This window comes from Pseudomonas sp. RGB (assembly GCF_007713445.1).
Classification (GTDB): Bacteria; Pseudomonadota; Gammaproteobacteria; order Pseudomonadales; family Pseudomonadaceae; genus Aquipseudomonas.
In genome coordinates this window covers 123614-145667 of the sequence record NZ_VMSH01000004.1, presented here as the reverse complement: position 1 = coordinate 145667, position 22054 = coordinate 123614, and the positions used below count along the sequence as shown (strand labels likewise).

The 22054-nt window shown below is 62.2% G+C and carries 20 protein-coding genes; 8 read left to right on the top strand and 12 right to left on the bottom strand.

What is annotated here, in order from left to right; translation table 11 throughout:
• Positions 1 to 5: 5 nt before the first annotated feature.
• Together FPT15_RS10380 and FPT15_RS10375 are read right to left on the bottom strand one after the other, a co-directional pair.
• Positions 6 to 218: a hypothetical protein gene (locus tag FPT15_RS10380; protein ID WP_145160599.1), complete on the bottom strand. Its 213-nt coding sequence runs from the start codon at positions 216 to 218 to the stop codon at positions 6 to 8.
• 93 nt (positions 219 to 311) lie between these two features.
• The gene (locus FPT15_RS10375; RefSeq protein ID WP_145160597.1) at positions 312 to 857 is read right to left on the bottom strand and encodes a hypothetical protein; all 546 of its coding nucleotides are present in this window, start codon (positions 855 to 857) and stop codon (positions 312 to 314) included.
• Positions 858 to 1308: 451 nt separating this feature from the next.
• Between FPT15_RS10375 and FPT15_RS10370 the strand changes: the two genes are divergently transcribed.
• The 3 genes from FPT15_RS10370 to FPT15_RS10360 all read left to right on the top strand — a co-directional run bounded on the left by FPT15_RS10370 (position 1309) and on the right by FPT15_RS10360 (position 4204).
• Positions 1309 to 2718, top strand: a complete 1410-nt coding sequence (locus FPT15_RS10370) for a circularly permuted type 2 ATP-grasp protein (RefSeq protein WP_145160595.1) — start codon at positions 1309 to 1311, stop codon at positions 2716 to 2718.
• A gap of 2 nt (positions 2719 to 2720) precedes the next feature.
• Positions 2721 to 3671, top strand: coding sequence for an alpha-E domain-containing protein (locus FPT15_RS10365; RefSeq protein WP_145160593.1), 951 nt, complete (start codon positions 2721 to 2723; stop codon positions 3669 to 3671).
• A 104-nt stretch (positions 3672 to 3775) separates the two neighbouring features.
• Entirely contained in the window at positions 3776 to 4204 is a 429-nt protein-coding gene (locus FPT15_RS10360) for a nuclear transport factor 2 family protein (RefSeq protein ID WP_145160591.1), read from the top strand.
• 115 nt (positions 4205 to 4319) lie between these two features.
• Here the strand turns inward: FPT15_RS10360 and msrA are convergent, their stop codons facing one another.
• The 3 genes from msrA to msrB form a co-directional block, all read right to left on the bottom strand.
• A complete protein-coding gene (gene msrA / locus FPT15_RS10355) occupies positions 4320 to 5015 on the bottom strand; it encodes a peptide-methionine (S)-S-oxide reductase MsrA (protein ID WP_145160589.1) in 696 nt (231 codons plus the stop codon).
• An 85-nt stretch (positions 5016 to 5100) separates the two neighbouring features.
• Complete coding sequence (locus FPT15_RS10350) at positions 5101 to 6861, bottom strand: cytochrome c biogenesis protein DipZ (RefSeq protein ID WP_145160587.1); 1761 nt, start codon at positions 6859 to 6861, stop codon at positions 5101 to 5103.
• 35 nt (positions 6862 to 6896) lie between these two features.
• Positions 6897 to 7397, bottom strand: a complete 501-nt coding sequence (gene msrB, locus FPT15_RS10345; protein WP_119740560.1) for a peptide-methionine (R)-S-oxide reductase MsrB — start codon at positions 7395 to 7397, stop codon at positions 6897 to 6899.
• 326 nt (positions 7398 to 7723) lie between these two features.
• On the opposite strand from msrB, the gene FPT15_RS10340 reads away from it, so the two are divergent.
• Entirely contained in the window at positions 7724 to 8434 is a 711-nt protein-coding gene (locus FPT15_RS10340) for a response regulator transcription factor (RefSeq protein WP_145160585.1), read from the top strand.
• Positions 8431 to 9897 (top strand): HAMP domain-containing sensor histidine kinase, encoded by a 1467-nt coding sequence (locus FPT15_RS10335; protein WP_145160583.1) that lies wholly within the window; start codon positions 8431 to 8433, stop codon positions 9895 to 9897. The genes FPT15_RS10340 and FPT15_RS10335 overlap by 4 nt, the downstream gene beginning before the upstream one ends.
• Here FPT15_RS10335 and FPT15_RS10330 read toward each other — a convergent pair.
• Both FPT15_RS10330 and FPT15_RS10325 read right to left on the bottom strand, forming a co-directional pair.
• Positions 9860 to 10801: an alpha/beta fold hydrolase gene (locus FPT15_RS10330; RefSeq protein ID WP_145160581.1), complete on the bottom strand. Its 942-nt coding sequence runs from the start codon at positions 10799 to 10801 to the stop codon at positions 9860 to 9862. The two genes, FPT15_RS10335 and FPT15_RS10330, sit on opposite strands and share 38 nt — an antisense overlap.
• Entirely contained in the window at positions 10782 to 11741 is a 960-nt protein-coding gene (locus tag FPT15_RS10325) for an AraC family transcriptional regulator (RefSeq protein ID WP_145160579.1), read from the bottom strand. The genes FPT15_RS10330 and FPT15_RS10325 overlap by 20 nt, the downstream gene beginning before the upstream one ends.
• Before the next feature lie 102 nt (positions 11742 to 11843).
• Between FPT15_RS10325 and FPT15_RS10320 the strand changes: the two genes are divergently transcribed.
• The gene (locus FPT15_RS10320) at positions 11844 to 12404 is read left to right on the top strand and encodes an SDR family NAD(P)-dependent oxidoreductase (RefSeq protein ID WP_145160577.1); all 561 of its coding nucleotides are present in this window, start codon (positions 11844 to 11846) and stop codon (positions 12402 to 12404) included.
• Here the strand turns inward: FPT15_RS10320 and FPT15_RS10315 are convergent.
• Positions 12391 to 14655 (bottom strand): ATP-dependent DNA helicase, encoded by a 2265-nt coding sequence (locus tag FPT15_RS10315; RefSeq protein WP_145160575.1) that lies wholly within the window; start codon positions 14653 to 14655, stop codon positions 12391 to 12393. The genes FPT15_RS10320 and FPT15_RS10315 overlap by 14 nt on opposite strands.
• The gene (locus tag FPT15_RS10310) at positions 14652 to 16298 is read right to left on the bottom strand and encodes a VRR-NUC domain-containing protein (protein ID WP_145160573.1); all 1647 of its coding nucleotides are present in this window, start codon (positions 16296 to 16298) and stop codon (positions 14652 to 14654) included. Before FPT15_RS10310 ends, FPT15_RS10315 begins: the two co-directional genes overlap by 4 nt.
• A 188-nt stretch (positions 16299 to 16486) precedes the next feature.
• Between FPT15_RS10310 and FPT15_RS10305 the strand changes: the two genes are divergently transcribed.
• Entirely contained in the window at positions 16487 to 16711 is a 225-nt protein-coding gene (locus FPT15_RS10305; RefSeq protein ID WP_145160571.1) for a YgdI/YgdR family lipoprotein, read from the top strand.
• Positions 16712 to 16751: 40 nt separating this feature from the next.
• Here FPT15_RS10305 and FPT15_RS29745 read toward each other — a convergent pair whose 3' ends face one another.
• Complete coding sequence (locus FPT15_RS29745; protein ID WP_164487936.1) at positions 16752 to 16916, bottom strand: hypothetical protein; 165 nt, start codon at positions 16914 to 16916, stop codon at positions 16752 to 16754.
• A gap of 190 nt (positions 16917 to 17106) precedes the next feature.
• Between FPT15_RS29745 and FPT15_RS10300 the strand changes: the two genes are divergently transcribed.
• The gene (locus FPT15_RS10300; protein ID WP_145160569.1) at positions 17107 to 17370 is read left to right on the top strand and encodes a hypothetical protein; all 264 of its coding nucleotides are present in this window, start codon (positions 17107 to 17109) and stop codon (positions 17368 to 17370) included.
• A 16-nt stretch (positions 17371 to 17386) separates the two neighbouring features.
• Here FPT15_RS10300 and FPT15_RS10295 read toward each other — a convergent pair whose 3' ends face one another.
• Positions 17387 to 18817, bottom strand: a complete 1431-nt coding sequence (locus FPT15_RS10295; RefSeq protein ID WP_145160568.1) for a lipase — start codon at positions 18815 to 18817, stop codon at positions 17387 to 17389.
• A 128-nt stretch (positions 18818 to 18945) separates the two neighbouring features.
• A complete protein-coding gene (locus tag FPT15_RS10290; protein WP_145160566.1) occupies positions 18946 to 22053 on the bottom strand; it encodes an autotransporter domain-containing protein in 3108 nt (1035 codons plus the stop codon).
• Between the last annotated feature and the right edge of the window lies 1 nt (position 22054).

Sequence of the window (22054 nt, the reverse complement as noted above, 5' to 3'; positions counted from 1 at the left end):
CTCCTCTAACCGCCTTGGGTATCGATATCGGCATCCGTCTCAGGCTTGGCTTCGGGCTCAGGCTTGAAGTCGGGGCTGTAGTCGTTTTCCTTGGCTTTTGGGTCGCTGGCAGGTTTTGGGTCTTTCGGCGCGTCGGCGGCAGTGCCGGGGGCCGGCTCTCCACCATCGATGGCCGGGTCGTTGCGGTTGCTGACTTGCGGATCATTGCTTGTGTTCATGGGGTCACCTCTTCGCAGTTTCGGAAAACACATCCTGCGTAAAGGTAAGGTCCCGCGCAGGACGATGAAGTTCCGACGATTTAACCAGCGTGCTCAAGACACAGGGTTGTCGATCTGGATGTAGAACGCGTAGACGCCCAGCAATAGCCAGAACACCATGAACAGCCACGGCGCGCGCATGGAGAACAGCAGCGACTTGCGATAGCCCTTGTGCGACGACTCGGTTTCACAAAACAGCGGCGAATCGTCATAGGCCAAGCCCATTACCGGCTCGCTGCGCAGCAATTCACTTTGTTTGTAGTGCCAGTGGTCGATGATTTCGTACGCGGCGCGGATCCCCGGCCAGGCATTCAGGGAACTGAGCACCCCCAGGGAGGCCAGGAACACCGGCACGATCAGGGTGAAAAACTTGCCCCATTCCGGGTTCAGGTTGCCCATGCCGGAGACAAAGGCGATAACCAGGAACGATTGCGCCGTCAGGTAGGCGTCGGTGCGGTTGGCCAGGATGGAGGTTTCGTACTGGATTTCGCGGCGATAGAAGTCAAGGCGGTCCTTGGGCGAACCAAAAATCTTGGCGTTGTGTTCACTATGATCGTCCAGCGCTGCTTCGGGAGTGTTCGGGGAGATGATTCTGGGCACGACGGTGCTCCACAAGGTTGCGAGTCTCGTTAGAAGAATCGGGGAGCAGTGAAGTTCAAGTTTGTTCATGCACCATTGTGGAACATGCCCTGCACCCTTGTAGTGAGCGGGCTTGCCCCGCGTTTGAGTGCGCAGCGCTGCTGCGTTTTCCTGGGGGACGCTGCGCAGCCCAACGCGGGGCAAGCCCGCTCGCCACAATGCGCTCCGCTGTCACCATCAGCCGGCTCCCGCAGGATTAAATCGACACAAGGCCCAGTTCCGGCACACGCATTGCTTTATCCATTCATCTGCCCGGATTCAGGAGCATTCGTTACCCCCCGACCCAGAGCCGACCCCATAAGAAAGTAAGGACCAGGCCTGTTGGCACGATCAGCCACGGGCTCATAAAAAAATGCGTTTTTTAAAGCGGCAGTGCCACCCAAGCATCCCTGGGCACTGACAAGGTACTGGAATGGCTCGATCTTTCTTTGATGAAATGAATGACGCACAGGGCGTGTGCCGTGCGCATTATCAGGATTTCTCCCGCTGGCTGGCCAACACGCCGCCTGAACTGCTGGCGCAAAGGCGCCGCGAAGCCGATTTGCTGTTCCACCGCGCCGGCATCACCTTCACCCTCTACGGCGACGAGCAGGACACCGAGCGCCTGATCCCCTTCGATATCATTCCGCGCAGCATCCCCGCCACTGAATGGAGCGTGATCGAACGCGGCTGTATCCAGCGCGTCAATGCGCTGAACATGTTCCTGGCCGACATCTATCACGACCAACGCATCATCAAGGCCGGGATCATTCCCGCCGAGCAGGTGCTGGGCAACGAGGGTTATCAGAAGGCGATGGTCGGGCTGGACCTGCACCGCGACATCTATTCGCATATTTCCGGGGTTGACCTGGTGCGCGACGGCGACGGCACCTATTACGTGCTCGAAGACAACCTGCGCACCCCCAGCGGCGTGAGCTACATGCTCGAAGACCGCAAGATGATGATGCGCCTGTTCCCGGAAGTGTTCGCCAAGCAGCGCATCGCGCCGGTGGACCAGTACCCCAACCTGCTGCTCAAGACCCTGAAAAGCTCCAGCCGCCTCGACAACCCCAACGTGGTGGTATTGACGCCTGGGCGCTTCAACAGCGCCTTTTTCGAACACGCCTTCCTTGCCCGAGAAATGGGCGTGGAACTGGTCGAAGGCGCCGACCTGTTCGTGCACGACCTCAAGGTGTTCATGCGCACCACCGACGGGCCCAAGCCGGTGGATGTGATTTACCGGCGTATCGACGACGCCTTCCTCGACCCCAAGGCCTTCAACCCCGATTCGATGCTCGGCGTGCCGGGGCTGGTCGCCGCCTATTGCGCCGGCAATGTGGTGCTGGCCAATGCGATTGGCACCGGCGTGGCCGATGACAAGTCGGTTTACCCGTACGTGCCGGAGATGATCCGCTTTTATCTGGATGAAGAGCCGATCCTGCAAAACGTGCCGACCTTCCAGTGCCGCAAGCCGGATGAACTGTCCCACGTGCTCGCCCACTTGCCGGAACTGGTGGTCAAGGAAACCCAGGGCTCGGGCGGCTACGGCATGCTGGTCGGCCCGGCCTCCACCGCCGCCGAAATCGAGGATTTCCGCCAACGCATCAAGGCACGCCCCCACGCCTACATCGCCCAACCGACCCTGAGCCTGTCCACCTGCCCCACCTTCGTCGAAAACGGCATCGCGCCGCGGCATATCGACCTGCGCCCGTTCGTGCTCTCGGGCAAGGAAACCCGCCTGGTGCCCGGCGGCCTGACCCGCGTGGCATTGAAGGAAGGCTCGTTGATCGTCAACTCGTCGCAAGGCGGCGGAACCAAGGACACCTGGGTGGTGGAGGGCTGAGTATGTTGAGTAGAACCGCCGCAGATCTGTACTGGATGTCGCGTTACCTGGAGCGTGCCGAGAACCTGGCGCGCATGCTCGAAGTCAGTTACTCGCTGTCGCTGATGCCCCAGGCCGGGCGCAGCGATGGGCTGGACGAACTGGCGATGGCGTTGCTCAGCAGTGGCACTCTGGAAAGTTACCTGGAGCGTCACAAACAACTGGACGCGACGCTCATGCTGCACTTTTTCGCCCTCGACGAAGAAAACCCCGCGAGCATCTACAACTGCCTGCGTGCCGCCCGGGGCAACGCCCACGCGGTACGCGGGCGCATTACCGCCGACATGTGGGAAAACCTCAACGCTACCTGGCTGGAAATGCGCAGCATCGCCGCCGGAGGCCTGGCGCGGCACGGCATCAGCCACTTCTGCGACTGGGTCAAGCAGCGTTCGCACCTGTTCCGCGGCGCGACGTCCGGCACCATCATGCGCAATGACGCGTACCGGTTTATTCGCCTGGGCACCTTCGTCGAGCGCGCGGACAACACCTTGCGCTTGCTGGACGCGCGCTATGAAATGTTTGGCGAGGAGTCGGAAGAAGTCAGCGACTTGTCGGCGCGCGGCTACTACCAGTGGAGCGCCCTGCTGCGGGCGTTGTCGTCGTTTGAGGCCTACACCGAGCTGTACCCGAATGCGTTGAATGCGCGCTCGGTGTCGGAGTTGCTGCTGCTGCGCAGTGATGTGCCGCGTTCGCTGCATGCGTGTATCGAGGAGTTGAGCCATATCCTCGCCGACTTACCCGGCAGTTATGGGCGCACCGCGCAGCGCCTGGCGGCCGAATTCGAGGCGCGCCTGCGCTATACCGGGATCGACGAGATTCTGGAGGACGGCTTGCACAGCCGCCTGACGGACTTTATCGACACGGTGCGCGAGCTGGCACGGGCGATTCATAGCTCGTACCTGGAAGTGGTGTGAGTTGCAGTCACTTAACTGTCAGTTCGGGTGATTGACCCTGCTCAGGTGCCGCTCTTATGTTGGGCAGGTGAAAGGCCTTCCCATCCCAAGAACAGGTACCGCGCATGTCCGAACTGACACTGACCCCCGCCGCCGCGGCTACGTTACAACGCTGGCACGCGATGCTGGCCGGGCGCGATCTGCAATCGCTGCCCGAGCTGCTGGCGCCTGATGCCGTCTTCCGCTCACCCATGGCCCACACGCCCTACCCTGGCGCGCCCGTGGTGTCGATGATTCTGAACACCGTGATCACGGTGTTTGAAGACTTTAAATACCACCGTGAACTGGCCACGGCCGACGGGCTCAGTGTGGTGCTGGAGTTCAGCGCGCGGGTGGGCGACAAGCAACTCAAGGGAATTGACCTGATTCGTTTTAATGAGTTGGGGCAAATCGTTGAGTTTGAAGTGATGGTGCGGCCGCTGAGCGGGTTGCAGGCGTTGGGGGAAGAGATGGGGCGGCGGTTGGCGCCTTATCTGGCAAAAACCAAAGGTTAAAACTGTGGGAGCGGGCTTGCCCGCGATGGCGGTGGTTCAGTTGCATGGGTGGTGACTGAGCGGACGCCATCGCGGGCAAGCCCGCTCCCACATTGGGTTTTGTGTTAGTTGCTGGTTATTGGTTTTTTACCAGTACGGGTTCTGCGCGGTATTGGTCCGGGAACAGCTTTTTCAGCTGCGCCACTTTCGGCAGGTCATTGATCACGATGTAGGGGTAGGACGGGTTCTCGGTGAGGAAGTCCTGGTGATAGGACTCGGCCGGGTAAAACGCCTTGCCCATCTCCACTTTGGTCACGATCGGCTTGTCGAAGGCCTTGGCGGCGTCGAGCTGTGCGATGTAGGCCAGGGCGACTTTTTGCTGCTCGGCATTCTGCGCGAAAATCTCCGAGCGGTACTGGGTGCCACTGTCCGGGCCCTGGCGGTTGAGCTCGGTGGGGTTGTGAGCCACCGAGAAGTAGATCTGCAGCAGCTTGCCGTAGCTGACCTTGCTCGGATCGTAGGTCACCGACACCGACTCGGCGTGGCCGGTGTCGCCCTCGCTGACCGACTCGTATTGCGCCGTGTTGGCGGCGCCGCCGTCATAGCCGGACACCGCGTTTTTCACGCCTTGTACATGCTGGAACACCCCTTGGACGCCCCAGAAACAGCCACCGGCAAACACCGCGGTTTGCAGGTTGCCGGACTCGGCGGGCAGGTCGAGCGCGGGCGGCGCGATCATCACCGCGTCATCGGCGGCGCCGAAAGAAAAGGCCGAGCTTTGGCCGACGAAGGTGGCGAAGGCCAGTGCGGGTAAAATGTTGAGAAGCCTCATAAAACTCACTCCAGAGCGCGGTCGAGTGTGGGAGCAGGCTTGCCTGCTCCCACATTGATTGGGTTTTCACTTGAAGATTGATGGGTCAGCCGAAGGTGAAGGCATATGCCGCCACGTGCGGGTCGAGAAATTCGATGCTGAAGATGCGGTCCTGAACGGCGCCGGGCTGGCGTACTAGCTGATAAAGGCGTTGCTCGGTCACCGTGCCGCTGCCGTCCGGTGCCACATCCGTGCCGTGGGCATCGCCCGGCGCTTGGCCGTCAATCGTCACCTTGAAACGCACCGGCTTGCCATCGGCACCCGGGCCCAGCACCAGGTGCAGGTCACGGGCATGGAAGCGGTAGACGATGCGCCCGCCAGCCTGGTCGAGGGTGGCTTGCTGGCCGCCGACATTCCATGGGCCTTCCAGGGTCCAGTTGTTCAGCGCCAGGGTGCCGGCTGCCGGGTAATTCACCACTGTGTCGGTGCCCAGGGTGCCGGTGGTCACGAAGTTTTGCGCACGCTGGAAGCCCAGGTAGGTTTCCGGCGATTGCACCTCGTTCATGTCCGGCGCTTGCTGCACGCCCTTGGCGTCGGCTTCGATCAAGCCACCGGCGACGTTGGTCGCGCCGGCCTCACGCAGCAGTTGCTGAATGACACGTTCGGACTCGGCGTAATCACCTTCGCCAAAGTGGTGATAGCGAATCTGGCCCTTGGCATCGGCAAAGTAGTGCGCCGGCCAGTACTGGTTGTTGAAGGCGCGCCAGATTTTATAGTTGTTGTCGATCGCCACCGGGTAGGTGATGCCCAGATCCGTCATGGCCTTGGTGACGTTGCTCACGTCGCGTTCAAAGGCGAATTCCGGGGCGTGCACGCCAATCACCACCAGGCCCTGGTCGTGGTATTTCGCGGCCCAGGCTTTGACGTAGGGCAAGCTGCGCAGGCAGTTGATGCAGGAGTAGGTCCAGAAATCCACCAGCACCACTTTGCCTTTGAGCGCTTCGGCGCTCAGCGGCGGGCTGTTAAGCCACTGCACCGCGCCGTCCAGCGCCGGCAACGCGCCTTCGATGGGCAGCGAATCGCTGTGGTTGGCCGCTGCCATCATGGCTCCGCCAGCCATCATCGCGCCGCTCTTCTGTTCGGGCTTGGCGCTGAGTGTGTCCACCAGGCGTTGTTCCAGGCCGCCGGTGGAGGCTGTCGACAAGCGCGACAGCACGCCGGTGTCCAGGCCCAGCGCGATGGCGGCCACCCCGGCCAACATCAGCGCGCCCAGACCGCGGCGCAACCATTCGCCGGCGCCGAGCGACTTTTTCATCAGGCCAAAGACTTTACCGCCGACCAGCAGCGCCAGCGCCAGTGACGTCGCAGCACCGGCGGCGTAGGCCAGCAACAGCAAGGTAGTGCCGATGCTGGCGCCCTGCAGCGCCGCGCCGGTCAGTACCAACCCGAGGATGGGCCCGGCGCAGGGTGCCCAGAGCAAACCGGTGGCCACGCCGATCAGGAACGAGGCGCCCGGACGCGGTTTGGTGTCGGCCCCAGCGGCTTCGGACAGGCGACTGCCGGCGGCTACCAGTGGCCGCGTCAGGCGTTCCGACAGTTGCGGCAGCAACAGCGTGAGTCCGAACAGGGCAACGCACAGCAACGCGAGCCAGCGCCCGTATTGATTGACTTGCACCACCCAGCCGCCGCCCACTGCCGCCAGCGAGGCCACCAGGGCGAACGTCACCGCCATCCCCGCTAACAGCGGCAAGCCACTGCGCATAAACGGCTGCCCGGTGCGAGCGAAGACAAAAGGCAGAACAGGCAGGATGCACGGGCTGACAATGGTCAGCACGCCGCCCAGATACGCGAGAACCAGAAGCCACATGGGTTCGTCCCTTATAAGTATTGATAAGCATCGGCTTAAGCCGCCGTGAACGTCATGGCCGCGCCATTCATGCAATAGCGCAGGCCGGTGGGTGCAGGGCCATCGTCGAAGACGTGCCCTTGGTGGCCACCACAGCGGCGGCAGTGAATTTCCTTGCGCACCACGCCGAAGGAGGTGTCGACGTGGCTGGCGACCGCGTTGTCCAGTGGCTGCCAGAAGCTTGGCCAGCCGGTGTGGCTGTCGAATTTGGTGGCCGAGGAGAACAGCGGCAGCGCGCAGCCGGCGCAGGCGAAAGTGCCCGTGCGGTGTTCGTCGTTGAGCGGGCTGGTGTAAGGCCGTTCGGTGCCCTCCTCGCGCAGAATGTCGAATTGCTCGGCGCTGAGCAGGCTGCGCCACTGAGCCTCGGTGTGGTTGACCTCGAAGGTTTCGGCGGCTTCGGCGTCGGTGACCAGGTTGAGCTGTTTGAGCAGGCCGCCGGCCAGGACGGCGACACCCAGGCCGCCGGTGGCCAGGAGTATTTGTCGGCGTGAATACATGGGATTTTCCTCATTGATGGCTGGCGCTGATCGTGTGGCTGCAGGGTTGGTGTGGCGAGCGGGCTTGTCCCGCGTTGGAGTGTGTGGCGCTCCCGGTTTTTTGGGGCCGCTGCGCAGCCCGACGCGGGGCAAGCCCGCTCGCCACGGGGATCTGGCTCGCCGTAAAAGCTTGTCTTGTCGTAACCGGCGCCTTTGCATTGAGGTGATCCTGGGCCATGGGCGGTCGCGAAATCCTCACGCAGAGTTAAACAATTCGTGATAACTACACTGTTGCAAAACCCGCACAATGCGCGGACTACAAGTGAAGGTTTCTGAAGGTTTCCAACATGGATCAGCCCAAACGTGTCCTGGTGGTCGAGGACGATGCCCATATCGCCGACTTGATCTGCCTGCACCTGCGCGACGAGCAGTTTGAGGTGGTGCACAGCGCCGATGGCAACGAAGGCCTGCGCCTGCTCGAGCAAGGCGGCTGGGATGCGTTGATCCTCGACTTGATGCTGCCCGGCGTCGACGGCCTGGAAATCTGCCGGCGTGCCCGCGCCATGACGCGCTACACCCCGATCATCATCACCAGCGCGCGCTCCAGCGAGTTGCACCGCATCCTTGGGCTGGAGCTGGGCGCCGACGATTACCTGGCCAAGCCGTTTTCGATGCCCGAGCTGGTCGCACGGGTCAAGGCACTACTGCGCCGCGTGGATGCAATGGCGCGCAACTTGAAGATGGACGCCGGCAGCCTTGACCTCGGCCAGCTGTTCATCAACCCGCTGACCCGCGATGCGACCCTGCAAGGCCAGCGCCTGGACCTCACGCCGCGCGAGTTCGACCTGCTGTATTTCTTCGCCCGCCAGCCGGGCAAGGTATTTTCGCGCATGGACCTGCTCAACGCGGTGTGGGGCTACAGCCACGAAGGCTATGAACACACCGTGAACACGCACATCAACCGCCTGCGCGCCAAAGTCGAAGCCGACCCGGCCAACCCGGTGCTCATCCTCACGGTATGGGGCCGGGGCTACAAGTTTGCCGAGAGTGCGTCATGAAACTGACCCTGACCCAGCGCCTGTCGGTGGTGTTCGCCGTGCTGCTGGTGATTTGCAGCGGCACCTCGGCATGGCTGCAGGTGCGCTCCAACCGCATGCATGAACTGGAAGTGGTGCAAGGCCTGTCGCGCGACCTGGCGGCGCATATTGCCCGCGACACTCAACTGATGGACGCCGACGGCCTCAAGCCCGAGGCGGTGCGCAACCTGTTCAGCCAGTTGATGCTGGTCAACCCGAGTGTCGAGGTGTACTTGCTCGATAATGACGGGCGTGTGGTCGGGAATGCCGCGCCCAGCGGGCATTTGCTGCGCGACAAGGTCGACCTCGCACCGGTGCGCCGATTCCTCAGCGGCGCGATACTGCCGATCCTCGGCGATGACCCGCGCAGTGTCGATGGGCGCAAGGTATTCAGCGCGGCGCCGCTCAAGGCCAACGGCCAGCAAACCGGCTTTCTGTACGTGGTGCTGCTGGGCGAAGCCCATGATGTGTACGACGCCAAAGACGCGACCGGCATGGCGTTGAAGATTGCCTTGTGGTCCATCGGCCTGGTCGCCCTGCTCTGCCTGTTGGCCGGCTTGATCGCCTTTGCCTGGATTACCCGACCGCTGCGCCAGCTCACCGACAAGGTGGGCCGATTCGACATCAACGGCGCCCCTAAACCTGCGCAAATCAACACCCCCGAACTCGACAGCGGCGATGAAATCGCAGTACTCGACCATGCCTTCGTGCAAATGGAAAACCGCCTGGGCGAACAATGGCGCGCCATCACCCATCAGGACCAGGAACGCCGCGAAATGGTCGCGAACATCTCCCATGACCTGCGCACGCCGTTGGCGTCGCTGCACGGCTATCTGGAAACGCTGTCCCTCAAGGACGCCAGCCTCAGCCCCGACGAGCGCCGCCGTTACCTGGGCATCGCCCTCGACCAAAGCCGCAAGGTGGGCGGGTTGGCCCAGTCATTGCTGGAGCTGGTGCGCCTGGAGCATGGTTTTGTGCAGCCGGTAATCGAAGGCTTTTCCCTGCCGGACCTGGTGCAAGACATCTTCCAGAAATTCGCACTCACCGCCGAAGCCCGCTGCATTACCCTCACCGCCACGCTGCCGCCACAGGTGCCAACGGTGCTGGCCGACCTGGGCCTGATCGAACGTGTGCTGACCAACTTGCTCGACAACGCCTTGCGGCACACCCCGGTAAACGGTGAAGTCGAAGTGATCCTGGCACCCGAGGCTACTTGTGTGGCGGTGACCGTCAGCGACAGCGGCCCGGGCATTGACGCGCAGCTGCGCGAAGGCCTGTTCCTGCGCGCGTTCACCATCGGCGGCGCACGCCGCGATGGCGGCCTGGGCCTGCGCATCGTGCACCGTATCCTGCAATTGCACGGGCGCAGCATCCAACTGGTGGAGCGCCCAGGCCATGGGGCGACCTTCAGGTTCTCCCTAGAAACGCGAGCATCAGCGCGTTGACCCGCTCGGCCTGTTCGTTCTGGATCCAGTGACCGCAGTTGGCCAACACCTGCTGGTGCAGGTTGGGCACTGCGTCGGGCATGCGCTTGAGGGTGTGGGCTTCAAACACGCCGACCGGATCACGGTCGCCAATCAGGAATAATGTGGGTTGCAGCACGGGCTGGCCGGCGAGGAACTCGGTGCGCTGCCAGTTGCGCTCAAAGTTGCGATACCAGTTCAGCGGGCCACGAAAACCGCACTTGCTGAAGGTTTGCACGTAAACGTCCAAGTCCGCTTGAGTACACCACGTCGGCAATGCGCCGGGGGCCGAGACGCCGTCGAACAGGGTGGCGTTGGCTGGCTTTTTCTGCAGGAACACGTCCTGATCCTGCATGAACAGCCGCAACGTGCGTTCGCTGTCGGCATCCAGTTCCCGCTCGGCTACGCCCGGTGCCTGGAAATACAGGATGTAGTTGAAGCGCTCGGCGTACAGCTCGCGCATGATCTCGATCACCGGGCGCCGCGCACGTCCGGCAAACGGTACGGACATTGTGATCAAGCGGGCGACCCGCACAGGCTCCAGTAACGCCAGATGCCAGGCCACCACGGCGCCCCAGTCGTGGCCGACCATCACCACCTGTTGATGGCCGAAATGGTCCATGGCCTGCTGAATATCGGCACACAAGGTCAGTAACTCGTAATCGGCGACCTCGGCAGGCGAACTCGATTCGCCGTAGCCGCGCATGTCGGGCGCGAACACCCGATACCCGGCGCCGGCCAGCGCGCGAATCTGCTCGCGCCAGGAGTGCCAGCACTCCGGAAACCCGTGCAGCAGCCAGATCGGCTGGCCGTGCTCGGGCCCGGCGATGTGGACGCTCAACTCAATACCGTTGACCTGAGCCTTGTCATGCTGGATATCGCTCATCACTGGCTTCCTTGTGATCGATGGTGTGAAGGTTATGGAGGGAGCGCTCGCGGTATTCGCGTGGTGTGCACTTCATCTGACGTTTGAATACGCTGCTGAAGGCGCTGTCCGACTGGTACCCCAACGCCTGGCCGATGCTGGACACACTGCTGCCGGAGGTGTTCAAGGCCTTTATCGCCAGGTGCATGCGCCAGCGGGTCAGGTACTCCTGAGGGGCCATTCCGACCTGCTGCTTGAAGCGCAAGGCAAACGTCGAACGGGACTGATTGGCAATGCCGGCCATGTCGCTCAAGGTCCAACGCCGCGCCGGTGCGGCGTGCACTTGCGCAAGTACCGGTGCCAGCCGAGGATCGGTCAATGCCGCCAACCAGCCTTGAGTGCTGGCACCCAGGGAAGATTGATAGAGCCGCAGGATTTGCACCAGCATCATTTGCGCCAAATGCTCGGTCATCAATGCCGCGCCGAGTCTTGGGCCGGCATATTCCAGGGCCAGCCGCTCCAGGCACCAGCGCAACACACCGGCCTGTTCGGACCTGGCGCTGATACGCACCACCGGCGGCAACCCATCGAGCAACAAACGCGCATCATCGCCGTAGGTGAACAGCCCACCAATCAGAAACAAATCCTGCGCGTCGCCCACGCGGGCGATGCCGTCCACCGCCTCGCGGTAAACGTCGCGCGCGTCAACGCCCTCCCGCGCAAGGTTGCTGGACAATCTCCACGGGCGGTTGTGTGTCAGTAAAAAACAATCGCCCTCGCTCAAGGCGATGGGCACCGGCTCGCCCTCCACTTCCAGCCAACAGTTGCCCTCCACCACGGCATTGAACTTGATGCCCTGCGGCGCCGGAAAATTCACCGCCCACGTGCCGCCGGCCTTCAAGCCCGCGAACAGCGTGCGGTGGCTTTTCAAGAGGGCCAATACCTCGGAGAGAGTATCCACAAGAAAAATCTCCGGACGATCGCGATAGAAACACAGACTTTAGGGCATTCCGCGTCCGACCGCCGAAGAAGAACATAGCCCTACCCCAAATGGAGAATTGCTATGACGCGCAAACAAGCCCCCCTCAACAGTGGTTTTGGTGCCAGTACCACCGCGCTGCAAGCGTTGGCCGCTAAAGACTTGCGCGGTATGACCGCCATCGTCACCGGCGGTTACTCAGGAATTGGTCTGGAGGCCACTCGCGCACTTGCAAGTGCCGGAGCACGGGTGATCGTCCCTGCACGTGACGCGCAAAAGGCGCAGCGCAATCTGCACGGCATACAAGGTGTTGAATCGGTGCACCCCGACGAAATCCTTACTGACCTGGTTCGGCATCTGGACAACAAGGACTTGGCGTTCGTCGGCGCGCTGGATGAACACGGCACTGTGCGCGCGGCCAGCCATTACAAAAGCCCCGCACAAGGCGCCGCCACGCTGGTGTGGTGTGGCGTCAGCCCGCAACTTGAAGGAATGGGCGGCCTGTATTGCGAGGACTGTGAAGTCGCCACTCCCACCGAAGATCACACCCAGCGCAGCGGCATTCACGCCTGGGCGATCGATCCGCAGCAAGCCGAAAAACGCTGGGCGCTGAATGAGCAACTGAGCGGCATCACGCTTGAGTGACGGGCGCCCACCAGCGCGGCAACAATTGGCGAACCCGCGCTTCGCCAAAGCGGTCGTCAATCAACATCACCACGCCCTCATCCTGCTGGCTGCGAATCACGCGCCCCGCCGCCTGCACCACTTTCTGAATGCCGGGGTACAGGTAGGTGTAGTCGTAACCGGAGCCGAAAATCGACGCCATGCGCGCTTTCATCTGTTCGTTGATCGGGTTCAGTTGCGGCAAACCCAAGGTGGCGATGAAGGCGCCAATCAAGCGTGCGCCGGGCAAATCAATGCCTTCGCCAAACGCACCGCCCAGCACGGCAAAGCCGATGCCCTGGCTGTGCTGGGTAAACTGGTTGAGGAACCCCTGCCGTTCGGCCTCGGCCATACCGCGTGACTGCAACCACAGCGCCACCTGCGGGTGGCGCTCGGCCATTAACTGCGCCACCTGTTGCAGGTAATCGAAGCTTGAGAAAAACGCCAGGTAGTTGCCGGGCCGTTGCGCGAATTGCCCGGCGATGAGCTCCACGATCGGTGCCAGCGAGGCTTGGCGGTGCACAAACCGCGTGGAAATCGCATCGACGATACGCACCTGCAATTGCTCGGCCTTGAACGGCGATTCCACATCGATCCACGCAGTATCGGCCGGCAGGCCGAGCAGGTCGGCGTAATAGTGGCGTGGGCTCAGGGTCGCGGAAAACAACACGCTGCTGCGCGCGGCGGTCAGCCTGGGCCGAATGAATTCGGCCGGCACCACATTGCGCAGGCACAGGGTTGAAGCACTGCGCTTGCCACCGAACTGACGTTTGCTGATATCAAAGATGAAGTGTTCGTTGAACAGTTCGGCGACTTTGGCAAATTGCAGCGCTTCGAAATAAAACGCCTGCAGCTCGCCGCTGAGGGCTTCGGGGTGATCGTTGAAGTAGTCGCCCATGGCGCTGGCGCAGAGGCTCAGGGCCTGCAGCAGTTTTTCGGGTTTGGTGGCGTAGGCCTGGTATGGCGCGAGCTGGTCCTTATGCAGGGCGTTCCATTCGCGGTTCAGGCGTTGCAAGGGTTTCTTCAGCGGCTCGGGTGCGCTGTCGCGCAGGGTCTTGAGGCTGTATTGGTCGAGGCTGGCGCTGTACATCGAACGCGCACGCTCCACCAGGTTGTGGGCTTCGTCCACCAGCACGGCGGCGCGCCATTGGTTCAACTGGGCCAGGCCGAACAGCATGGCGCCAAAGTCGAAATAGTAGTTGTAGTCAGCCACCACCAGGTCGGTCCAGCGCGCCATTTCCTGGCTCAGGTAATACGGGCAAACATCATGGGCCAGCGCCACGTCGCGCAGGTTGCGCTGGTCCAGCAGGCGCACCTTGGACGCGGCCGTGCGCGCGGCCGGCAGGCGATCGTAAAAGCCTTTGGCCAAGGGGCAGGAATCGCCATGGCAAGCTTTGTCCAGGTGTTCGCAGGCCTTGTCCCGCGCCACCAGTTCGAGCACGCGCAGCGGCAAATCGGGGCTGCTGTCGTAGAGGACTTGGGCGGCGTCCAGGGCCAGCTTGCGGCCCGGCGTCTTGGCGGTGAGGAAGAACACCTTGTCCAGCTGCTGCGGCGCCAGGGCCTTGAGCAGCGGAAAGATCGTGCCGACGGTTTTGCCGATGCCAGTGGGCGCCTGCGCCATCAGGCAACGGCCGGTACTCACGGCTTTGTAGACCGATTCTGCCAGGGCGCGCTGGCCGGGGCGAAAGTCAGCATGGGGGAACGCCAGGCGTTGGGCCGCGCCGTTGCGCGCGTCGCGGTGCTGCATTTCCTGTTGGGCCCAGCCCAGGAACAACGCGCACTGCTGGTTGAAGAACAGTTCGAGGTCGGCCGCTGCAAAGCGCTGGTTGAACAGGGTCTCGCCCTCGCCGACGATGTCGAAGTACACCAGTGCCAGGTCGATTTCACCAAGGCCAAGCTTCTGGCACATCAACCAGCCGTACACCTTGACCTGCGCCCAATGCAGTTGGCGGTGGTTGGCGGGCTGGGCGTCGAGGTCGCCGCGATAGGTTTTCACTTCTTCCAGGCGATTACTGTCCGGGTCGTAGCCGTCCGCCCTGCCCCGTACCTTGAGCTGTTGGTATTCGCCTTCCAGCGCGACTTCGTTCTGGTAGTGCGCGCTGCGCCGCGACGCCACGGTGCGGTGGCCGACGATACCTTCCTGGGCGCTGGGCGACGGCGTGAAGCGCAGGTCGAGGTCGCCGACCTTGGCCGTGAATTCACACAGCGCGCGCACCGCGACGCTGTAGCTCAAGCCGACTGCGCCCAGCGCACATAACAGACAGTCACCGGCATCTGATACTCGCCACAGAACTCCAGCCAGCGCAGTTGGTTATCCTGCAGGCGGTCGCCGGGGCCCTTGACCTCGATCATGCGGTAAGTCTTCTGGGCGGGCCAGAACTGGATCAGGTCCGGCATGCCGGCGCGGTTGGCGCGGATGTCCAGCAGCAAGCGTTCAAACCAGTAGCGCAGGTGTTCGGCGGGCAAGCAGTCCAGTGCTTGCTGCAGCAGGTCTTCGCTGAGCAGGTTCCAGAACACAAAGGGCGACTGGATGCCCCATTTGTCGACGTAACGCTGGCGGATGGTGGCCTTGTAACGCTCATCGCCAAGCTGCTCGAAACACGCCGCGAACAACGGCGCGCGGCGCTGATGGAAGTCTTCACTGTGCAAGTCCACCGGCCCGCGCTGGAACGGGTGGAAAAACGAGCCGGGCAACGGTGCAAAAATCGCCTCCCAGCACAACAGACCGAACAGGGAGTTGATCAGCCCATTCTCGACGTAATGCACCGGTGCATCGGGCTCGCTGAGGTGCGCCTGCACGCAGTACTCCACCGACATCAGCGGCTGCGGCACCTCCAGCGCCAGGTCCAGACGCGTGACGGGCCGCGGCTTGGCCTTGGGCAGCGCCGGCTCCCCCAGCTTGCGGCGCAGGCGTGGCAGCACGCGCACCAGGTGTTGCTGTTCGGCGGCGCTTTCCGGAGCCTGTTGCGCGGCGCACGCCAGGGCCATGGCTTGCGGGTAATCCTCCTGGCGCTCCAGCACGCGAATCAGGCGTGACCGGGCGCCGGGATAGGCGCATTGGCGGTAAATGCGTTGCGCCAGGTCGAGTTCGGCGCTGCGTTCGCAATACTGGCCGATCTGGAACAACAGCTTGGCGCGACGCTTTTCCAGCCATGGGTTGTCGGTGCACAGCGTAGCGATTTGCGCGAGTACGCCGTCCAGTGCCTCCCCCGCTTCAAAGGCCTGCTGGCATTGATGCAGAAATAGAAAGCCGACGACGTCGTCACGGGTGCGCAGGCCGCGGGACTCGGCGCAGAACTCGACTTTTTCGTAGGTGTAGATGCCAAGGTCGGCCAGCACGAACTCTGACCAGTCCTGGTGCAGATTGCCAAAGAACATCAGACGCAAGCGGTCGCACAGGTCCATCACGGTGAGGCTGTACAGTGCATCGCTCAGGTCGGGGCACCACTGGGCAAAGCTGCGCTGCTGCGTAAAATGCTGCGTCAGTGGCGCCAGCCAGTCGGTTTTCTTGGCTTTGGGTTGATCAATCCAGGGTTTGAAGGCAGCGAGGACTTCGCCTTTTTGCAGCACGGCGAACAGCTCTTCAACGCACAGCGCGCCTTGATCATCGACCCAACCCTGCTCAATCAACGCCAGGGCGGCCGAGCGTGTGCAACCAATCTCGAGGTAATTGAGCTTGCTTGCGCGAAAATGCACGCCCTTGCGCATGACCATGCGCACCAACAGCGCCTGTGACGCTTGCGGCAACCTGTCAAATTGCTGAATGAAATACTGTTCGTCCGCATCAAGCAAATCCGCATAGCGCTGCACCAGCCACTGCAGGACTTGGCGGAAGTTATGCAGGTAATACAAGGGATTTTCGAGGGGGTTGGCCATGTCGAGCGCTGATCAAATACTGGTTATGCATACAGAGTGCCGTCGCGAACCCGTTGTTGCAATCGGTAATAGATAAATGGCGCACGCAACTTTTCTAATAAAAAGGATCAGATAGCTCAGTTGATGGCGTAACATTTACGGCCCGCCCCCATAGGCTGCGGGACTTTTCAGGGTTAAAGGTAAGGGTTATGAACATGAAGAATTTGGGTCTGCCGCTGGTTGCACTCACTTTTCTGCTATTGGCCGGTTGCTCAACGCAAACCGTGGTGACATTGCAAAATGGTACGCAGTATTTGACCAAGGACAGTCCTAAAACCAAGACGGCCGACGGCTTCTACGAGTTCACCGACATCGCTGGCAAGCATGTGCGCGTCAAGGCCGATGACGTAGCGACGGTACGCAAGGAAAACTGATAAAAAAAGCCCCGCAGATGCGGGGCTTTTTGTTGCAGGTTCAGTACCGATAGTACGGGTGGTAATACGGGTGATAGTAGGGATGGTAATAGTACGAGTGGTAGTACGGCCGGTAGCAGCATGGGCCCGGATAGGCCGGGTACACCGCACACCCGCCCAACCCCAGCAATACCAAGGCGCATAGCAGCAATCGAAGTCGGGACATGCTCAGCTCCTCATATGACGCGCGAAACATCTCGCAGGTGCTGATTAAACGCGTGAGGCGCGCGTAATCCGTCGCAAGGCTGCGCCGCTGATCAATGAAGATTTATTTACCGAAGGATTTTCCCCGCCTGGGCGTTTAACCGATAAGCCGCTTTTATTTTCAAACGCGGCACAACGGAGGAACGACGGCCATGGCACTCATGTCCCGCACGGTACGCGCTCTTTTGCTGATTCCCCTGACCCTGGCGGCCTTGGCCTGCGCGCCAGCGTTTGCCGACACCATCATCATTCGCCAGCCACCGCGGGTGATCGTGGTGCAACCACCTCCACCGCTCTATTACGGGCATTGGGGCTATGCGCCACGTCCTTACTACTACCCACATCACTATTACGTCTATGGCTACCCCCGCCGGCCCTATTGGGGCGGTGGCTGGCGGGGGCAGCACTGGCACTGATCGGTTGCGCGAGTAATCAGCCGATCACTACACCATCCGTCCACAGCCCGCCATGCCCCACGCCGACCAGCGTCACCGAGTCGGCCCCAAACGTGAGCACCGTATCGGCGCCGACCACCTTCGCGTGGTCACGCAGGTCGGTGCTCCCTTGCACGTCCTTGAACACCAGTTTGTCGGTGGGCTGGTAGCCAATCACCCGGTCATTGCCAAAGTGGCCGCTGAACAAAAAGGTGTTGTGCCCGCTATCGTCGCGGATCGTGTCGTTGCCTTTGCCACCCTCGATAAAGTCCGCCCCCTTGCCGCCCTGGATCAGGTCGTTGCCATCGCTGCCGATGATGAACGTGTTGCCCTTGTGCGGCTCGGCATTGCGGTTGAGGTCCTGCACCCAGGTATTGGCCCGCGCCGGGTCGGACAGGTTGGCAACAATCACCGTGGAGTCACGGGTCATCTGGTCGTAGAAGCCGGACTCGAGGATGCGCGTCATGCCATCGCCGTACGCCGTCGGCAAATGCGAGACCCAGGTGGGCAGGTTGACGATGGAAAACGGCATCACATTCCACAGCGTCGAGGCGTAGTGGTCGTTGAAGCTGACAATGTTATCGGTGGTGGACTCGTGGGGTTTGTCGTGCACGCCCAGTGACGACAGGTTGAAGGACGAGCCGTCCAGCGCGCGGAACACCGGGTCGTTTTCGTAACCGATATTGAGCACCTTGTCGCCGGCACTCTGGGTCGGCGAGGCATAGGCGACATAGTTGGCGTCCTTGTAGAAACCCGCCCATTTGTTGTTGCTCAAGTCCGCCATGCTGTTGACCGCCAGCCCGCCCAGGCTGTGGCCGCTGACCACCACGTCCTTGCCGGTCAGGCCATGGGCACCGGCGTAGTCGGCAACATTCTTGAGCAAGCCGCCGAACGCTTCGCCGGCGTAGTTTTTCGCGTAATCCTTGGGCCCCAGGGCCGCGAGCAGATCGCTGATCAAGTCGCCGATCGAGTCGCTGATCAGGGTTTCCCGTGGCCCCGAGGTGCCACGAAAACCGATACCGATTTCGAGCAGCTTGCCGGCGTCATCGTATTTGCCGAGTACCTCGACCTGGGCCGTGGTGTAGCCGGCTTTTTCCCCAAAGAAGGTGCCACGCGCATCGACCTTGCCGGCGTAGCCCAGGGCACTGGCGCTGATCGGTGTCCAACCGGCTTTCTGCACCGCCTCAAGGGCGGCTTTTTCCGAATCCGGGTTCCACGGGATGCCAGGGATCACGCCCTGGGAGTCCGTGCTGCCGAGCAGCGCACCCACCAGCGTGGCCGGTAGCCCCAAGCCTAACCCGTTGTGCTGGTAGCCCACGGCAAAGCCGTTATCCAGGTTGTGATAGGAATACAACGTGATCGCCATGGCATCGGCGAACAACGTTTTGGAACCCTCGGTGCCAAGGTTTTTATAGTCAAAGATACCCATGGTAGTGCCTCTCTGTTGTTGGATTTGTAGAGAAAGCGAAAACACTTTTCAGCGGTGGGCCAGGTGTCAGGTGGGAGCTGGCGTGCTCCCACCTGACACCTGGCCCGCATGCAAAGGTGATGAAACCTTTAGAACGCCCAGTCGAGGCTCAAGCCCACCCCGTGCACTTTGTCCTTGCTGGCCAGCAGGCCGTTGTAGTCAAAGTTCACCCGCGCCTCTTTGCTCAAGGCCAGGCTCACCCGCGCGCCCACCAGCGCGGCATCGCGCACCATCGGTGCGCTTTCCACCGCGAACGACGGGCTGCCCGACGCGAACGCCAGGTGCTGCTCGGAATCAGTGCTACTCAGGTTGTGCTGCCAGCCCAGGGTGCCGGACACCTCCAGTTGCTGGTGATCGTTCACATTGAAGGTCTTCAATGCACGCATGCCCAAGGTGCTCAACACCACATCGCGGCGGTCGTCGTGGCCTTTGAGCGCGGCGGCATCGCCTTTTTCGGTAAAGCCATCGGTGTCCAGGTGCACGTAAGCCAGGTTGGCGAACGGCTCCAGGGCCAGCGGTTGCAGATTGACGCGGTAAGCCGCCTCGCCAAACACCTGCGTGCTGCTCGCGTCCACTTTGACTTTCTGCTTGCCGGCCACATCGCCATACTGCAGGTCGCGCTTCACATCGGCGCGATGCCAGCTGTAGGTCGCTCCCCCGCTCAGGCGCAAGGCACCGATCTCATGCCCGGCATAGGCGCCAAAGTGGTAGCTGTCGACCGAGGCACGTGAGTGGGTGTCGTTGCCCATGTTCAACGAGGTGTCGCTGTAACCGGCGACCAAACCGATACGGGTCGCCTCGTCCAACGCACCGTCAACGCCCACAAGCATGCCGCCCAGCGAAGTGGTGTAGCCCGCCGTGTCGCTGCGGCTGTCGGTCTTGCCCCAGGCGCCCAGGGCCTTGACCCACACGTTGCCACGGCTGTCGAGGGTTTCGCTGGTGGCGCCCATCTCGCCATTGCGCAGGCGCTCACCCACCGCTTCACGCACGTAGCGGCTGTCGTTGACCAGCGCGCTCTGCAACGCCGGGTAGATTTCGCCGGACAGTTGCTGGAACGCGCCTTGCGCCGAGGCCGCAGTCGGCGCCAGCAACAGGCTTTCATACACCGCGTTGCCGGCGCCCAACTGGTCTGCCGCCGCGGCGACAGCACGCTGGTTGGGCGTGACGGCCACACTGGCGAAGCTGTTGGTACGCGCCACATCCAACTGCACACCGTTGGCGGCATAGTTCAACGTGCCACCGATAAACAGGTAGTTGGGCAGTACCGCACCGAAGCTACCGGTAACCCCACCCGCGGCTTGCAGGATGGTGTACTGGCGACCGACCAGGCTCTGGGCCTGCGCGTTTGTCAGCAGTGTCGGGCTGTTTTCCAGGGCCAGGGTCACGGTGCCGCCATTGAGCGTGGCCGTGCCACCGGCGACGATGCGATCGCTGCTGGTCGGCGACAACTCGACCGCGTAGGTCGAGCCCGCGTCGAAGGTGACATTGCCGGCCACATTCAAGGTGCCGATGGAATTACCCGGCGCCACGGTGCCGCCGCTTTTGGCGGACAGCGAGCCGATATGCCCCGAGCCACCGACCACGCCGCTCTGGCTGACGGTGACGTCGGAGGTGACCGAGCCATTGATCGCCAGCAAGCCCTGATTAACCAGGGTCGGGCCGCTGTAGGTGTTGTTGCCGGTCAGCACCAGCGCACCGATGCCCTGCTTGGTCAGGCCGCCGTGGCCGGAGATGTTGTTGCTCCACACGTCCAGCCCGCAGTGCACGTCCGTGCACAGGCGCTGGGTCGGTTTGCCGGCATCCACCACGGCGCCGATCCCTGGCAAATCCGCCACGAACTGCCCGCTGCCGTACGCGCCGTCAATGCGAAACTCGGCCGGGATATCTTCGCCGGTGATGAACATCCCCGGGCCGTTGACCGCCTTGCCCAGGTTGATCATGCCCCAGCCGTACAGCGCGTCGATGCCCGGCGCGCCGAGGTCGGTGGCGGTGGTTTTCAGCACGGTGGAGACCTGATCGCCGCTCATGTACGGGAAGCGTTCCATCAACACCGCCGCAGCGCCGGCCACGTGGGGCGCGGCCATGGAAGTGCCATTTTTATTGGCCCAGTCGGTGGTGAGGTTTGAAAGATCGGTGCCGTTGATGATCGAGCTGAAGATCTTGGTGCCGGGCGCCGACACGCAAAAGCTTGCCGCATACCCGCAGCGCGACGAGAAGGTACTGATCACATAAGGATCAGCGCTGGCGGTGTCCGGGTTCTGCTGCAAGGCCGCCACCGACAGCCAGTTTGGCGCAATGTCCGGCACGAAGTAGGCCAGGCCCGACATCGCATCCGGGTTGTTGCGGTTGTAGTCGTTACCGGCGGCAAAGATGGTCAGCACGCCGCTGCGGGCCGCGTCGATTGCGCCTTGATAAGCCCCGCCGGCCAGCGTGCCGAGGATCGGCCGGATAACGTTGAACTGCGCCTGCGCTTCATTGACCGTGAAGTTGGGGAATGCCGGATCGCGGCCGCCCTTGGCGTACTGGTCACCAATGCCGATGCCCCAGCTGTTGTTGATGATGCGCGCGCCATTGGCGACCAGCCCATCCCAACCGGCCTTGTACACCGCGCCATCGTTGCCGAGGATGATCCCGTCTTCCGGGCCCGGGTCGCCGTTTTCGGCGCTGAGGATTTGCGCATTGAACGCCACGCCATGCATCGGCCCACCATCGCGGTTACCCGCAGCAATGCCGCCGACGTGGGTGCCGTGGTTGCCCAGCTTGCCGTTGGAGTCCTTGGACGGCGTGCCGTCATAACGGAACGCATCGCCCGCCTTCACCGGAATGTAGGGGTCGGTGTATTGGCGAATGCCCTCGGTGACAATGGTCACCACCTTGCCGGGGCTGTCGAATTCCGGGTGCTGCGCGTACACCGGCTGGTCGAAGATCCCCAGCTTGACGCCCTTGCCGGTGTAGCCCGCGGCGTAGGCGGCATCTGCATGCACCGCGCCCAGGCCCCAGTCGGCCTTGAATTCATTGCTGCGCCAACTGGCCGCGTCGCCCAGCTTGCCCGCTTCCACATAGGGTGCGGCCTGGGCGGTTCCCAGGCTTGCCAGGCAGCACAGCAACGCGCCGTATGGCACGCAGCTCAAGGCCTTGAGCGGGTAGCCCGGGCCGGTGTGAGTGGCGGTGATTAACCCTGACTTGCGTTTGTTCACG